At 67.8% G+C, this 14495-nt stretch carries 17 protein-coding genes; 8 read left to right on the forward strand and 9 right to left on the reverse strand.

The window, feature by feature from the left end:
- Positions 1–4 precede the first annotated feature (4 nt).
- Positions 5–907, reverse strand: coding sequence for a phosphate ABC transporter permease subunit PstC (gene pstC / locus AC1ROX_RS21305; protein WP_493129301.1), 903 nt, complete (start codon positions 905–907; stop codon positions 5–7).
- 168 nt (positions 908–1075) lie between these two features.
- Positions 1076–2119 carry a phosphate ABC transporter substrate-binding protein PstS gene (pstS, locus tag AC1ROX_RS21310; protein WP_493128852.1) on the reverse strand — a complete coding sequence of 348 codons (1044 nt, stop codon included), beginning with the start codon at positions 2117–2119 and terminating at the stop codon, positions 1076–1078.
- Between the two features lie 259 nt (positions 2120–2378).
- Between pstS and phnG the strand changes: the two genes are divergently transcribed.
- The 8 genes from phnG to phnN are packed head-to-tail and all read left to right on the forward strand — an operon-like array spanning position 2379 to position 8625.
- On the forward strand, positions 2379–2837 hold the full coding sequence (gene phnG, locus AC1ROX_RS21315; RefSeq protein WP_493128854.1) for a phosphonate C-P lyase system protein PhnG: 459 nt from the start codon (positions 2379–2381) through the stop codon (positions 2835–2837).
- On the forward strand, positions 2834–3427 hold the full coding sequence (gene phnH, locus AC1ROX_RS21320; protein WP_493128856.1) for a phosphonate C-P lyase system protein PhnH: 594 nt from the start codon (positions 2834–2836) through the stop codon (positions 3425–3427). The genes phnG and phnH overlap by 4 nt, the downstream gene beginning before the upstream one ends.
- Positions 3428–3429: 2 nt before the next feature.
- Positions 3430–4533: a carbon-phosphorus lyase complex subunit gene (locus AC1ROX_RS21325; protein ID WP_493128858.1), complete on the forward strand. Its 1104-nt coding sequence runs from the start codon at positions 3430–3432 to the stop codon at positions 4531–4533.
- Positions 4534–4537: 4 nt separating this feature from the next.
- Positions 4538–5395 carry an alpha-D-ribose 1-methylphosphonate 5-phosphate C-P-lyase PhnJ gene (locus AC1ROX_RS21330; protein ID WP_493128860.1) on the forward strand — a complete coding sequence of 286 codons (858 nt, stop codon included), beginning with the start codon at positions 4538–4540 and terminating at the stop codon, positions 5393–5395.
- Entirely contained in the window at positions 5392–6165 is a 774-nt protein-coding gene (phnK, locus tag AC1ROX_RS21335; protein WP_493128862.1) for a phosphonate C-P lyase system protein PhnK, read from the forward strand. The genes AC1ROX_RS21330 and phnK overlap by 4 nt, the downstream gene beginning before the upstream one ends.
- An 11-nt stretch (positions 6166–6176) precedes the next feature.
- Positions 6177–6893, forward strand: coding sequence for a phosphonate C-P lyase system protein PhnL (gene phnL / locus AC1ROX_RS21340; protein ID WP_493129302.1), 717 nt, complete (start codon positions 6177–6179; stop codon positions 6891–6893).
- Entirely contained in the window at positions 6890–8035 is a 1146-nt protein-coding gene (locus tag AC1ROX_RS21345) for an alpha-D-ribose 1-methylphosphonate 5-triphosphate diphosphatase (RefSeq protein WP_493128864.1), read from the forward strand. Before phnL ends, AC1ROX_RS21345 begins: the two co-directional genes overlap by 4 nt.
- Positions 8036–8049: 14 nt before the next feature.
- Positions 8050–8625, forward strand: coding sequence for a phosphonate metabolism protein/1,5-bisphosphokinase (PRPP-forming) PhnN (gene phnN / locus AC1ROX_RS21350; RefSeq protein ID WP_493128865.1), 576 nt, complete (start codon positions 8050–8052; stop codon positions 8623–8625).
- Here the strand turns inward: phnN and AC1ROX_RS21355 are convergent.
- From AC1ROX_RS21355 to AC1ROX_RS21385, 7 genes are all read right to left on the reverse strand, one after another.
- A complete protein-coding gene (locus AC1ROX_RS21355) occupies positions 8573–9322 on the reverse strand; it encodes a DUF1045 domain-containing protein (protein ID WP_493128867.1) in 750 nt (249 codons plus the stop codon). The genes phnN and AC1ROX_RS21355 overlap by 53 nt on opposite strands.
- Positions 9319–10155, reverse strand: coding sequence for a phosphonate ABC transporter, permease protein PhnE (gene phnE, locus AC1ROX_RS21360; RefSeq protein WP_493128869.1), 837 nt, complete (start codon positions 10153–10155; stop codon positions 9319–9321). The genes AC1ROX_RS21355 and phnE (AC1ROX_RS21360) overlap by 4 nt, the downstream gene beginning before the upstream one ends.
- Positions 10155–11039, reverse strand: a complete 885-nt coding sequence (phnE, locus tag AC1ROX_RS21365; RefSeq protein WP_493128871.1) for a phosphonate ABC transporter, permease protein PhnE — start codon at positions 11037–11039, stop codon at positions 10155–10157. The genes phnE (AC1ROX_RS21360) and phnE (AC1ROX_RS21365) overlap by 1 nt, the downstream gene beginning before the upstream one ends.
- Positions 11040–11074: 35 nt before the next feature.
- On the reverse strand, positions 11075–11989 hold the full coding sequence (phnD, locus tag AC1ROX_RS21370; protein ID WP_493128873.1) for a phosphonate ABC transporter substrate-binding protein: 915 nt from the start codon (positions 11987–11989) through the stop codon (positions 11075–11077).
- Positions 11990–12026: 37 nt separating this feature from the next.
- Positions 12027–12845, reverse strand: coding sequence for a phosphonate ABC transporter ATP-binding protein (phnC, locus tag AC1ROX_RS21375; protein ID WP_493128875.1), 819 nt, complete (start codon positions 12843–12845; stop codon positions 12027–12029).
- Positions 12846–12941: 96 nt separating this feature from the next.
- Positions 12942–13316: a hypothetical protein gene (locus tag AC1ROX_RS21380; RefSeq protein ID WP_493128877.1), complete on the reverse strand. Its 375-nt coding sequence runs from the start codon at positions 13314–13316 to the stop codon at positions 12942–12944.
- A gap of 50 nt (positions 13317–13366) precedes the next feature.
- A complete protein-coding gene (locus tag AC1ROX_RS21385; protein WP_493128879.1) occupies positions 13367–14410 on the reverse strand; it encodes a 2OG-Fe(II) oxygenase family protein in 1044 nt (347 codons plus the stop codon).
- Positions 14411–14495: the final 85 nt, after the last annotated feature.

Genomic DNA, 14495 nt, shown 5'->3' on the forward strand with positions numbered 1-14495 from the left:
GACGTTACTTCCCCTGCTGCTGGAGGCGCAGCAGCATGTAGCGCGCGATCGCCAGCACGATGAAGGTGATGAAGAAGAGGATGAGGCCGAGGGCGATCAGCGACGAGGTGTAGAGATCGCCCACCGCCTCGGTGAATTCGTTGGCGATCGACGCCGAGATCGTGGTGCCGGGCGCGAACAGCGAGGCCGAGACGTGATGGGCGTTGCCGATCACGAAGGTGACGGCCATCGTCTCGCCCAGCGCACGGCCGAGGCCCAGCATGAAGCCGCCGATGACGCCCACGCGCGTGAACGGCAGGACGACATAGCGGAACACTTCCCAGGTCGTGCAGCCGACACCGTAGGCGGCTTCCTTGAGGACCGGCGGCACCGCGTCGAACACGTCGCGCGAGATCGAGGTCACGAAGGGCAGCACCATGATCGCCAGGATCAGGCCGGCGGTGAACATGCCGATGCCGTACGGCGGGCCCGCGAACAGCGTCGACAGGATCGGCACGTTGGCGAAGGTATCGATGAAGAGAGGCTGCACGTATTGCTGCAGAAACGGCGCGAACACGAACAGGCCCCAGATGCCGTAGATGATGCTGGGGATGCCGGCCAGCAGCTCGATGGCGATGCCGATCGGGCGCCGCAGCATCTTCGGGCAGAGCTCGGTGAGGAAGAAGGCGACCATCAGGCCGACCGGTACCGCGATCAGCATGGCGATGAACGAGGTGACCAGGGTGCCGAAGATCGGCGCCAGGGCGCCGAACCGCTCGGTCACCGGGTTCCACGATTCGTCGAACAGGAAGCCGAAGCCGAAGGTGCCGAGCGCGGGCGCCGCACCGATGATGAGGGCGATGATGACGCCGCTCAGCAGGGCAAGCACGGCGAGCGAGGCGCCGCGCGTCAGCCCGTGGAAAATCATGTCGGTCAGGCGCAGCTTTCTCAGGACGGCCGCCCGCGAAGCCGATACCGCTGCCGGCGCACTGGCGCCCTTTATTGCAACTTCACTCACGTTCGGTTCCCCCGAAGCCATTCTCTTCCCCAAGAGTGAGGGGCGGGTGTTTTCACCCGCCCCATCGCAGTCGCAGTCTTAGTTGGTCGGCGAGTAGAGCGGCTTGCCGTCGGCGCCCTTGACGTCGGCCTGCCACATCTTCTGGATGTCGGCCACGACGTTGGCCGGCATCGGCACGTAGTCGAGTTCCTCGGCCGACTTGCCACCCTTGGCGTAGGACCAGGCGAAGAACTTCAGCGCTTCGGCGGTCTCGGCGGGCTTCTCCGGCTTCTTGTAGAGCAGGATCCAGGTCGCGGCCGTCATCGGCCAGGACTGGTCGCCGGGCTGGTTGGCGAGGATCACGCCGTAGCCGGGCTGGGACTTCCAGTCGGCGTTGGCGGCGGCGGCCTGGAAGGTGGCCGAGGTCGGCTCGACCGTCTTGCCGGCCTTGTTGACCATCTTGGTGTGGATCAGCTTGTTCTGCTTGGCGTAGGCGTACTCGACATAGCCGATCGAGCCCTTGGTCTGCGCCACGTTGCCGGCAACGCCTTCGTTGCCCTTGGCGCCGATGCCCACCGGCCACTGCAGCGCCGTGCTGACGCCGACCTTCGTCTTCCAGTCCGGGCTCACCTCGGCCAGGTAGTAGGCGAAGTTGTAGGTCGTGCCCGACCCGTCCGAACGACGCACCGGCACGATCGCCTGCTTCGGCAGCTTGGCGTTCGGGTTCAGCTTGGCGATCGCCGGATCATCCCAGTTCTTGACCTCGCCGAGGTAGATCTTGGCGACGGTCGGGCCGTCGAGCGTCAGTTCGCCCGGCTTGATGCCGTCGAGGTTCACGACCGGAACGATCGCGCCCATCACCATCGGGAACTGAGCGAGGCCCGACTCGTCGAGCTCCTTGCCCGTCAGCGGCGCATCGGTGGCGCCGAAGGTCACGGTCTTGGCCTTGATCTGCTTGATGCCGCCGCCCGAGCCGATCGACTGGTAGTTGAGACCATTGCCGGTCTCCTTCTTGTAGCTGTCGGCCCACTTGGCATAGATCGGGTACGGGAAGGTCGCGCCGGCGCCGGAAATGTCGATGGCGTAAGCGGCGGCCGGGGACAGCGCGAAGGCTGTCGCGAGGACGATCTTGGTAAGGTTCACGGGGGTTTCTCCTTCGTATGAATTTCGAAGCGCCCGTCATCTAGAAGCCGTACGTCTCTCTCCTATGACGGATATATTACAATCCTGTGACGGAGAGCCCATTTCATCGGGAATGAAACTCCGACTCGAATAATTAATCCATACTTTTCAATGAGTTAAGTCGGCGACGCTCACTCACCGACCGTCACACGAACTTAACGCCGCTCCCTTCGAACCGTAACGAAGCCTGCGGATGGTGCGCCTCCTTTCACGGGTGCCCATGTCCGCCAACCCTTCCATCGAGCGCCGCCGCCGGTGGCTTTCCGTTCTTGCGAAAGCGCCCGGCCCCCGCCTCCAGATGCTGTGGCAAGCGATCGGCCCGACGCCGTCCCATGTCGTCCTGCGCAAACCCGAGATCGGCCTCGTCATGGTCCAGGGGCGCATCTCCGGCACGGGCGCGCCATTCTGCGCCGGCGAGATGACGGTGACGCGCGCCGCGGTACGACTCGAAACCGGTGAAATGGGCTTCGGCTATGTCGGCGGCCGCGATGCCCGGCATGCCGAGATCGTCGCCGTCATCGATGCGCTGGGCCTGCGCACCGAATGGACGGACAGACTGGAAACCGGGATCGTGGCACCGCTCGCCGACGAAGCGGCCGCGCGTCATCGCCTGATCGCCGCGCGCGCCGCCGCCACCAAGGTGGATTTCTTCACCGTCGCCCGCGAGGCCGGCACATGAGCATCACCACGTCCCTCGCGCCGGGCCTCGCCGATCCGTCGCACGACGCGCAGCGCCTGTTCCGCGGCGTGCTCGATGCCTTCTCCCATCCCGGCCGCATCGTCGAGCTGCGCGACGCGCCGGCCGGACCCGGCACGCTCAGCCCGGCGGCCGTCGCCTTCCTGCTGACCTTCGCCGACCGCGAGACGCCGCTCTGGCTCGAGGCCGGACTGGACACGCAGGAGATCCGCGACTTCCTGCGCTTCCATGCCGGCGCCCCGATCGTCGACGCGCGCGATGCCGCCACCTTCGCGGTGATCACGGCCGGCGGCGACGATCCCTTTGCCGGCTTCGCCATCGGCACCGACACCTATCCCGACCGCGCGGCCACGCTGGTGGTCGAGGTGCCGTCGCTCGACGGCGGGCCCGCCTATCTCTGGCGCGGTCCCGGCATCGCCGGCGAAGCAAGTGTCGCCGTCGAGGGACTGGGCCGCGACTTCTGGCCGGCCTGGGCCAACAACCACGCCCTCTTCCCCTGCGGCGTCGACCTGGTCTTCACCTCGGGAACCCGACTCCTTGCGCTGCCACGCAGCGTCGCCGTGGAGGCCTGACCATGTATGTCGCGGTCAAGGGCGGCGAGACCGCCATCGCCCATTCGCTCGATCTCGTGGCCAACAAGCGCCGCGGCGACCGCGACGTCGCCGAGCTGTCGCTGGAGCAGATCGACCAGCAGCTCGGCCTTGCCGTCGATCGCGTCATGACGGAAGGATCCTGCTACGACCGCAGCCTCGCGGCCCTGGCGATCAAGCAGGCGCGCGGCGATCTCATCGAAGCGATCTTCCTGCTGCGCGCCTATCGCACCACCCTGCCGCGCTTCGGGGCGTCGGAGCCGCTCGACACCACCCGCATGGTCGCGGAGCGCCGCATCTCCTCGACCTTCAAGGACGTGCCGGGTGGCCAGGTCCTGGGGCCGACCTATGACTATACCCACCGCCTGCTCGACTTCTCGCTGGCCGCCTCGGGTGAGCGGCCCGATGCGCCGACGGCGCCGGCCGACGCCGCCAATGCCCTGCCGAGGGTCGGCGATATCCTGCAGCGCGACGGCCTGCTCGAACCGCCGCCGCCGGCCACCGCGGAAGAAGCGGGCGACCTGACGCGCCAGCCGCTGGTGCTGCCGGCCAGCCGGCCGCTGCGCCTGCAGAACCTCGCGCGCGGCGACGAGGGCTTCCTGCTGGCGCTCGGCTATTCGACGCAGCGCGGCTACGGCAACAACCATCCCTTCGTCGGCGAGATCCGCTACGGCCATGTGCCGGTGTCGTTCGTGCCGGAGGAGCTGGGCTTCGCCATCGAGATCGGCGAGATCGAAGTGACCGAGTGCGACATGGTCAACCAGTTCGCGGGCTCGCACGACGTGCCGCCGCAGTTCACGCGCGGCTACGGCCTGGCGTTCGGCCATGCCGAGCGCAAGGCAATGGCCATGGCGCTGGTCGATCGCGCCCTGCGGGCCGACGAGTTGGGCGAGGCCGCGACCTCGCCCGCCCAGGACGAGGAGTTCGTGCTGGCCCATAGCGACAATGTCGAGGGCTCGGGCTTCGTGCAGCACCTCAAGCTGCCGCACTATGTCGATTTCCAGTCCGAACTCGTGGTGGTGCGCATGCTGCGCGCCGAGGTCGAGAAGCGCCGCGAGCAGGCCGCGCTCAGCCAGGCGGCGGAGTAAGGCCATGCCCGACACCATGCAGCCGACCACCGCTCCCGAAGACGGCGCCTACAACTACGCCTATCTCGACGAGCAGACGAAGCGGATGATCCGCCGCGCCATCCTGAAGGCGGTGGCGGTGCCGGGTTATCAGGTGCCGTTCGGCGGCCGCGAGATGCCGCTGCCCTATGGCTGGGGCACCGGCGGCATCCAGGTGACCGCGGCCATCATCGGCCGCGACGATACGCTGAAGGTGATCGACCAGGGCGCCGACGACACGACCAACGCCGTCTCGATCCGCCGCTTCTTCGCCAAGGTGGCCGACGTGGCCACGACCACGCACACCGACGAAGCCACCATCATCCAGACGCGGCATCGCGTGCCCGAGACGCCGCTCAGCGATGGCCAGATCCTGGTCTTCCAGGTGCCGATTCCCGAGCCGCTGCGCATGCTGGAGCCACGCGAGACCGAGACGCGGACCCTGCATGCGCTGTCCGAATACGGCGTCATGCAGGTGAGCCTCTATGAGAGCATCGCCCGCCATGGCCGCATCGCCAAGACCTACAACTACCCGGTGATGGTGAACGGGCGCTACATCATGAGCCCCTCGCCGATCCCGAAGTTCGACAATCCCAAGCTCGACCGCAGCCCCGCGCTGCAGCTCTATGGCGCCGGCCGCGAGAAGCGCATCTATGCCGTGCCGCCGCACACGCCGGTGAAGAGCCTCGACTTCGACGACCATCCCTTCGAGATCGAGACCTGGAGCGAATGCTGCGCGCTCTGCGGCTCGAAGGAGAGCTTCCTCGACGAGATGATCGTCGACGATGCCGGCAAGCGCCTGTTCGTCTGCTCCGACACCGATTATTGCGAGAGCCGGCGATGAGCGTTCCGCTCCTCTCCGCCCGCGACGTCACCAAGCGCTTCGGCGGCCGCATCGCCTGCCGCGACGTGAGCTTCGACCTGTGGCCCGGCGAGGTGCTGGGCATCGTGGGCGAATCGGGCTCGGGCAAGACGACCTTGCTCAATTGCCTGGCCGGACGGCTCGTGCCCGACGGCGGCTCCGTCGCCTACGAGACGCGGTCCGACGGCACCGTGGACGTGCATCGCCTGTCCGAGGCGCGCCGCCGGCTGCTGGCGCGGACCGAATGGGGCTTCGTGAACCAGGACGCGCGCGAGGGCCTGCGCATGGGCGTCAGTGCCGGCGCAAACATCGGCGAGCGGCTGATGGCAGTGGGCGCGCGCCACTATGGCGAGATCCGCGGCCAGGCCGCCGACTGGATGGCGCGGGTCGAGATCGATGCCGACCGGCTCGACGACCGGCCGACCACCTATTCCGGCGGCATGCGCCAGCGCCTGCAGATCGCCCGCAACCTCGTGAGCAATCCGCGCCTCGTTTTCATGGACGAGCCGACCGGCGGCCTCGACGTCTCGGTGCAGGCCCGCATCCTCGACCTGCTGCGCAGCCTCGTCGAAGGGCTGCACCTGTCGGCGGTGCTGGTGACCCACGATCTCGGCGTGGCGCGGCTGCTGACGCATCGGCTGATGGTGATGCAGGGCGGCACGGTGGTGGAGCAGGGCCTGACCGACCAGGTGCTCGACGATCCGCAGCACGCCTACACCCAGATGCTCGTCGCCTCGATCCTGCCGGTGTGACTCAAGCCATGATGTCCTCCCAGCCCGCCCTCCGCGTCTGCGGCCTCGCCAAATCCTTCATCGTCCATGCCCAGGGCGACCTGGCGCTCCCCGTACTGCGCGACGTGTCGTTGGCCGTGTCGCCGGGCGAATGCCTGGCGCTGGTCGGCCCCTCGGGCGCCGGCAAGAGCACGCTGCTGCGCTCGCTCTACGGCAACTATCGCGCCGATGCGGGCTCGATCCGCGTGCGCCAGGACGAGGAATGGACCGAGCTGGTCGGCGCCGAGCCGCGCACCGTGCTCGACGTGCGTCACCGGACCATGGGCTTCGTCAGCCAGTTCCTGCGCGTGATCCCGCGCGTCTCCGCCGTCGATCTCGTCGCCGAACCGCTGCGCAGGCGCGGCACCGACGCGCTCGAGGCGAGACACAAAGCGGAGTTCCTGTTGGGCATGCTCGGCATCCCCGCCCGGCTGTGGGCGCTGCCGCCCGCGACCTTCTCGGGCGGCGAGCAACAGAGGGTGAACATCGCCCGCTCGCTGATCGTCGACTATCCGATCCTGCTGCTCGACGAACCGACGGCCTCGCTCGACACCGCCAACCGCGACGGTGTGGTCGAACTCATCTGCCAGCGCCGCGACGCCGGTGCCGCCATCGTCGGCATCTTCCACGACACCGATGTGCGCGACGCGGTCGCGACGCGGGTCCACGAGGTCGTTCCCCCCGCCCAGCCGGCTGGAGTTGCCCCATGAGTCACGAGATCATCCTGACCAACGCCCGTGTGGTCACCGCCGATGCCGAGTTCGACGGCACCGTCGTCGTGCGCGACGGAAAGATCGCCGAGATCGCCACCGAACTGTCGCACGCACCCGGCGCCATCGACCTCGAGGGCGAGTATCTCCTGCCCGGCCTGGTCGAGCTGCATACCGACAACATGGAGAAGCACTTCGCGCCGCGACCGGGCGTGAAATGGCCGAGCGTCTCGGCGGTCATGGCACACGACACCCAGGTCAGCGCCGCCGGCATCACGACGGTGTTCGACTCGCTGGCGCTGGGCGACGTCCATGGCACGTCGGACCGCGTGCAGAACCGCGAGCGCATGATCGAGGCGGTCTGTGTCGCCAGCGACCGGCGCATGATGCGCGCCGAGCATCGCATCCACCTGCGCTGCGAGATCACCGCCGACGATGCCGTCGAGGCGGTCGACAAATGGATCGACCTGCCGCTGGTCGGCCTCGTATCGATCAACGATCATACGCCCGGCCAGCGCCAGTTCCTCGATCCGGAGAAGCTGAAGCAGTACTACAAGGGCAAGTATTCGATGACCGACGCGCAGTTCGAGGAATTCTCGGCCCGCGTCACCGAGCTGCATCATCGCAATGCCGTCCGGCATCGCAGCGAGATCGTGAGCCGCGCCCAGGCCCGCGCCCTGCCGATCGCCAGCCATGACGATGCCACCCATGGGCACGTCCAGGAAGCCGTCGCCAACGGCATGACCATCGCCGAATTCCCGACCACGCGCGAAGCGGCCCAGGCCTCGGCCGAGGCCGGCCTCGCCGTCCTGGTCGGCGCGCCCAACCTCGTGCTGGGCGGCTCGCACTCCGGCAACATCGCCGCCATCGACCTGCTGCGCGCCGGCCATGTCGACATCCTGTCGTCGGACTACGTGCCGGCGAGCCTGATGGAGAGCGTGTTCAAGCTACCCTCGTCCGGCATCGGCATCTCGCTGCCGCAGGCGGTGCGGCTGGCGACGCTCAATCCGGCGCGCGCCGTCGGCCTTGGCGACCGCGGCGAGATCGCTCCCGAACGCCGGGCCGACCTGGTGCGCGTGCGCACCGTCGACGGCGCGGCCGTCGTGCGCGCCGTGTGGCGCGAGGGCGAACGCGTCGTCTGAGCCGGGAGACCGTGATGGAAGGCTCGCTGGTCTACGTCATGGGTCCTTCCGGCGCCGGCAAGGACTCCGTCCTCGGACGCGCACGGGCCCTGTTGCCACCCGAAGCGCCCGTGGTGTTCGCCCACCGCTACATCACCCGGCCGGCCGACATCGGCGGCGAGAACCATGTCGCGGTGACGCGCGCGGAGTTCGCCCTGCGGCGGGCCTACGGCCTGCTCGCCTATCACTGGCACGCCCATGGCAACGACTACGGCGTCGGCCGCGAGATCCACGACTGGCGGGCGGCCGGCATGACCGTCGTGGTGAGCGGCTCACGCGACCATTTCCTGCGGACCGGCGGCCTCGATTCGCAGGCGCGGCCCGTGCTGATCACGGCCCCCGCCGAACGTCTGAAGCAGCGCCTCGCCGGTCGCGGCCGCGAATCTTCCATCGAGGCGGCGGAGCGACTTCAGCGTGCCGATGCCTACGAGATCGACGATCCGCGCCTTGTGACGATCGTCAACGACGGCACGCTCGACGACGCGGCCGCTTCCTTCGTCAGGCTGCTCGCCAGACTTGAGTGGCCAGACGCCGCCCTCCGCCGAGCCTGAACCGCGCCAGCACGGTGAAGGGCCGGCCCGGCGCCGGTTGACGGAAGACACAAAGATCGCGCACCGCCAGCGGCCGCTCGACGAAGGCCATGAAGCGCCGGCGCAGCTCGTCCAGGACCACGCCGCGTTCGCGCGCGTCCTTGATCCGCCCGGTGAGGGTCAGGTGGAAGCTTCCCTGCTCGAGGATATAGGGATAGCCCCAGCGCAGCAGCAGATCCTCCTGCCGCTGGGTCAGGCCGGGCGCGCGGCGGCGGGCCAGCTCGGCCTCGTCGGCCGGGCGGCGGAACTCGTCGAACTCCACGACGCAGCGATCCGAGAAATCCTGCAGCGCGGCGCACCGCTCCGACGGCACCAGCGCCAGGAAGCCCTGCACCTCGGCCAAGGCCAGCGCCGGCACGTCGATCTGGCGTTCGGCCACGGCGAGCGTGCCGACGGCATCGAGGAAGTCGCGCTCGGTCGCGCCCTCGACCAGGGCGATCGGCGGCTTCAGCGTGCCGTGGAAGCCGTAGAGCCGCGGATCGGCCACGATCTCCGACAGCCGCTCATGGGAGACGCCGCCGACCGGCACGATGTCCCGCGCCTCACCGGAGTCCGGGTTACGGCCGAGCCATCGGCTGGCGGCCACGGCAAGCGCCTCTTCCGCACGCGGTGCATAGTAGAGGGCATAGCGGGGCAGTTCGGTGGACGGATCGCTCATTTACCTATCCCTGCGCGGCGGCCGATCATGGCGAAGCGAAGCTGGCTGGAGACGACGTCGATGGCGGCGACCGTCACCAGGATCATCAGGATGATGAACGAGGTCTGCTGCAGCTCCAGCGTGCGGATCGCCTCGGCGAGATGCAGGCCGATGCCGCCCGCACCGACGATGCCGATGATGGTGGCCGAACGCGTATTGGACTCGAAATAGTAGAGGACCTGGCTCGCCAGCACCGGGAAGACCTCGGGCAGGATGCCGAAGCGGATGCCCATGAAATGGCTGCCGCCGGTCGAGGCGATGCCTTCGACCGGCTTGCGGTCAGCGGCCTCGATGGCCTCGGAGAAGAGCTTGCCGAAGCTGCCGATGTCGGCGGTCATGATGGCGAGCGCCCCGGCGAAGGGGCCGAGGCCCACGACGTTGATCCAGATCAGTGCCCAGATGAGGATGTCGACGCTGCGGATCGTGTCGAGCGAGCGTCGGGCGAAGAAGCGGACGATGCGCTGGGCGGTGACGTTGCGCGCCGCCAGCAGGCCGACCGGCAAAGCGAGGACCGCCGCCGACAAGGTCCCGAGCAGCGCGATGGCCACGGTCTCGATCAGCGCCATGCCATAGGCCCTTGCATGCGCCCACGAGCCCGGGTCGGGCGGCAGCATCAGCCCGGCGATCTCGAACAGGCGGCCCATGCCGGCCAGCAGCTTGCCGTCGAAGAAGCCCAGCTCGCCCATGCCGAACAACAGCAGCGCAAGCAGGGCAACGGCGACGCCGACCATCACGAAGCGCTGATGGCTCCAGCGCTTGAAATGCTCGGGATAGCGCGCGCGCACGGCTTCCATCAGTGCTTCCCCTCGAGGCCGATCAAGCGATGACGCAACATTGAGGTCAGGCTGTCGATGATCGCCACGGTGAGCAGGATCATCACCAGGATCGCCGAGACGTCGGAGTAGTAGAACTTGCGGATAGCCTCGATCAGGTCCTGGCCGATGCCGCCGGCGCCGACGAAGCCCATGACGGCAGCGCCGCGCACGTTGATCTCGAAGCGCAGCAGCGTGTAGCTGGTGAAGTTCGACAGGACCTGCGGCAGCGCGCCGAAGCGCATCGCGACATGCCACGGCGCGCCCGTCGACGACACGCCCTCGACCGGCTTCATGTCGATGTTCTCGACGACCTCGGCGAACAGCTTGCCGAGCGCGCCCAGCGTATGGATGGCCACCGCCAGCACGCCGGCCATCGGCCCAAGGCCGAAGGCGATGACGAACAGCAGGGCGAAGACCAGTTCCGGCACGGTGCGGCAGAGCTCGCAGAAGCGGCGCGTGACGAGGCGCAGCCAGCGGCCGGGCGCGACATTGGCCGCCGCCAGGAAGGAGAGACAGAATGCCGCCAGCGCCCCCAGGAGCGTGCCGACATAGGCCATCAGCAAGGTTTCGCCGAGCAGCCGCAGCCAGCGTTTCAGGCCCCAGAACCACTCCCCGAAATCCGTCCAGACCGGCTGGCCGTTCTCGAGAAAGAACAGGCGGATGATGTAGCTCGGGAACCGGTGGATGTTCTCGAAGAACTTGACCGGGGCCACCTCGGCCGAGATCGAGGCCAGCACCATGGCGGCCACGACGCACGCCGTGAAGAGCAGCGTGCGTCCGCGGCGGCTGCGGACCGAGGCGTCGTAGGCCGCCATCAGCGGCCTCAACTGCGCCTCGGGCAGCCGGACGACTGTCGAGCTCACGGGCTGGACGGGCTCAAGGAGCCGTCAGGTACCGATCAGCTCTTCTGCTTGCGGAGCTGGTCGATGAACTTGATGAGTTCGACGACGGGCTCGTAGTACTGCGCGTCGACCGCCTTGAACTCGCGGTCCTTGCCGTCGGACAGCTTGTCGAACGCCGCCTTGGCCTTGGTCGGCGATTCCATGAACGCCTTGGTGATCGCCGCCTTCAGGTCGGCCGGCAGGCTGGCGAGATAGGCGTAGGGCGAGTTCGGGATCAGGTCCGACTTGTAGATGATGCGGAAGTCTTCCTGCTTGGCCAGGCCCTTGGAGACCATGCGCGTCAGGTTCGAGTCGTTCTCGGCATTCCACCAGTTGGCGGCGACGTCGACCGTCTTCTGCTGCAGCGCGATCACCGCATTCTCGTGGCTGCCGGTGTAGGTCACGCGGGCGAAGAAGGTCTCGGGGTTGAGGTTCAGCTTGTTCAGCGCGAAGCGCGGGACGTTGTTGCCCGAGGTCGAGTTCGGGTCGACGAGGCCGAGGTTCTTGCCCTTGAGATCGTCGATCGTCTTGTAGGGGCTGTCGGCGCGCACGTAGAAGACCGAGTAGTAGCCGATCGTGCCGTCATTGTTCACGGTGGTGACGAAGGGCTCGACCTTGACGCCGGTCACGATGGCGCGGGCGTAGGAGGCCGGGCCGTAGCCCGCGATGTGGATCGAGCCGTTGCGCTGGCCTTCGATGACCGCGGCATAGTCGTTGGCGACGCGCAGGGTCACCTTGGTGCCCAGCGTCTGCGACAGGTATTCGACGAACGGGCCAAAGCGCTCGGTGACGCCGGACGCGTTCTCGGCCGGGATGACGGCGAAGACGAGTTCGGGATAGGCGCTCTTCCAGGACTGGGCGCGGGCGCCCCCGGCGAGAGCAACGGACGAGGCAGCGAGGGCAGTGCCCAGGGCGTGACGGCGGGTAAGCATGCGTGTTCTCCTTGGATGAAGAGGGATCATCTGAACGTCAGGAACCGGCAGCCGCGAGACCGGGCTGCAGGCCGGCCGGCACGGGGACGGGAGCCGGGGCGCCATGGCCCATGACGTCACCGGCTTCGAGCCCGTAGAGCTCGCGGGCGGTCGCCTCGGTGAGGGCAGCCGGCACGTCGTCGAACACGACCCGGCCGCCGGCCATGCCGACCAGCCGGTCGCAATAGCCGCGCGCCAGGTCGAGGCTGTGGAGGTTGCACATCACGGTGATGCCGAGATGCTTGTTGATGTGCTGCAGCGCGTCCATCACCACCTTGGTGTTGCGCGGGTCGAGCGAGGCGATGGGCTCGTCGGCAAGGACGATGTCGGGCTGCTGGATCAGCGCGCGGGCGATCGCGACCCGCTGCTGCTGGCCGCCGGACAGGGTCTCGGCGCGCTGGCCGGCCATCCGCGCCATGTCGAGGCTTTCGAGCGCCGACAGGGCCTGGGCCTTCTCGTCGTCGCTCCACATCTTCAGGAGCGCCCGGGTCGCCGGCAGGTGGAAGGCGCGGCCCATCATGACGTTGGTCAGCACGTCGAGGCGGCCGGCGAGATTGAACTGCTGGAAGATCATGGCGCAGCGGGCGCGCCAGGCGCGTAGCGGCCGGCCGCGCAGGGCCGTGACGTCGGTGTCGCCGAACAGGATGCGGCCCGAGGTCGGATCGCCCAGGCGATTGATCATGCGCAGGAGGGTCGACTTGCCAGCCCCGGAACGGCCGATCACGCCGACGAGCTGGCCGGCGGGCACGACCAGCGAAACGCTGTCCACAGCGTGCTTGCCACCGAAGCTCTTCGTAACGCCTTCCAGTCGCAGCATCCGGCCACCCTTTCCCACCGGACGCTCGGTACCGGCCGCAAGCGTCGTCCGTGCGACGTTTCCGTTACAGACTGAAGACAGTGGTGGAGAAGCGCTTCACTCGGATGAACCGGCAGCCCCATTACGCGCGCGGCAGGCCAAGGCACGCGTCGGGGCGTGCATCGCCCATTTGATGGACAGGTAAAGCGCCACGCCGATTCCGGCCAGCAGGCCGCCCATCAGGAAGAAGCCGCCGGTCTCGTCACCTTGCGGATAAAAGCGCGCCGTCAGCATGGCGGCCGCGATCACCGCCAGCATGAAACCCGCGACATGGGCCAGGAACTGCCAGCCGAAGGCCCGCACGAACCTGTTGCGCTCCTCGACCGTCACGACGATCGGCGGCCCCTTGCGGTCCTGACGGTAGAGGAAGCCTTTTTGGTGCGGCTCGAACTGGGTGGCCATGGTCCAGCCGAAGGCCTCGACGATGCTCATCGGCTGGAAAACGCGCAGGCTTCGCGGCTTGTTCCGCGCGCACGCGATCCCTACGGACCGACACCCCGCGGACCGAAGCCGGCAGCCTTCCCGCCCGACGAAAGGAAGGTGAAGAGGCCGAAGCGGCGGCCTCGTGTCACCGGATTGACCTGGTGCAACAGGGCAGACGAGAACACGACGGCGCAGCCGACGGCCGGACGATAGAGCTGCCGGCCGAACTCGGGGAAGCGCAGCTCGCCGCCGTCATACTCGTCGTCCGGATTGAGATTGACGCTGATCGCGAACTGGCGATGAGCGGTCAGTCGGCTGGTATTGTCGCGATGACGACGGAACCAGCCACCCGCAACCGCATCGTAGCAGCCGATGCAGGGCGTCTCGATCAAGGACGTGCCGACATGCGTGGCCTGCTCTATGGCCGGCGCGACGCGACGCACCAGCGCATCCCGCACGTCGATGAACAGGGCCGGATCCTCGAGATGGACGTCGAGGCGGCGCTTCGTATCGGCATCGACGATGTTGCCCACGCTGGAGGCGACGATGCTGGCCACCTTGCCATGGGCCTGCCAATACTCGATGAGACGGCGGCAGAGATCGGCTTCGAGGACGCGACTGAGCAGCAGCACCGGCGCGGCGGCCCGCACCACCACCGGCTCCGACGCGGCATGAAGGCGTTCGACGAAGGCAGCGACGTCTTCGAGCGCCGGCGCCAGCATCACCGCCGCCACGTGGTCGCCGGCATCGACGACGACGGCGAGCGGCGCCACGGCGCCGAAAGCGCGTCCGAATTCACCGTTGCGATCGACGATACAGGAGATATCCGGATCGAAGCCGTGTACCGGCCGGGATGCGACGACATACAAGCTCGCCTCGCAGGCGGCGAGCCGGGCGACCAGCGTCGCCGTGCACACGCCGACGGGCAGCGCACCCATCCAGTAGACACGCATGGAACCCGCCTTGGCGGCATCCCAGGAATCGAAAAGAGGGCCGGACGAAAGCGGCAGGGTGATGCGTGGCATGGGATCGCCGATGCGCAGCCCGGGAGCGGGCTGCGGCCTCGCCATCACCATCGCATCGGACCTTCGAATACGCGTCATGACGTTGATACTCCTCGACGTCATTAGAGCGCTGCACCCTGAACCAATCCTTACGCTGCGCCCGAGAAGCCCCTATGCAAACGCC

Source organism: Reyranella sp. GW821-FHT14A01, assembly GCF_058803965.1.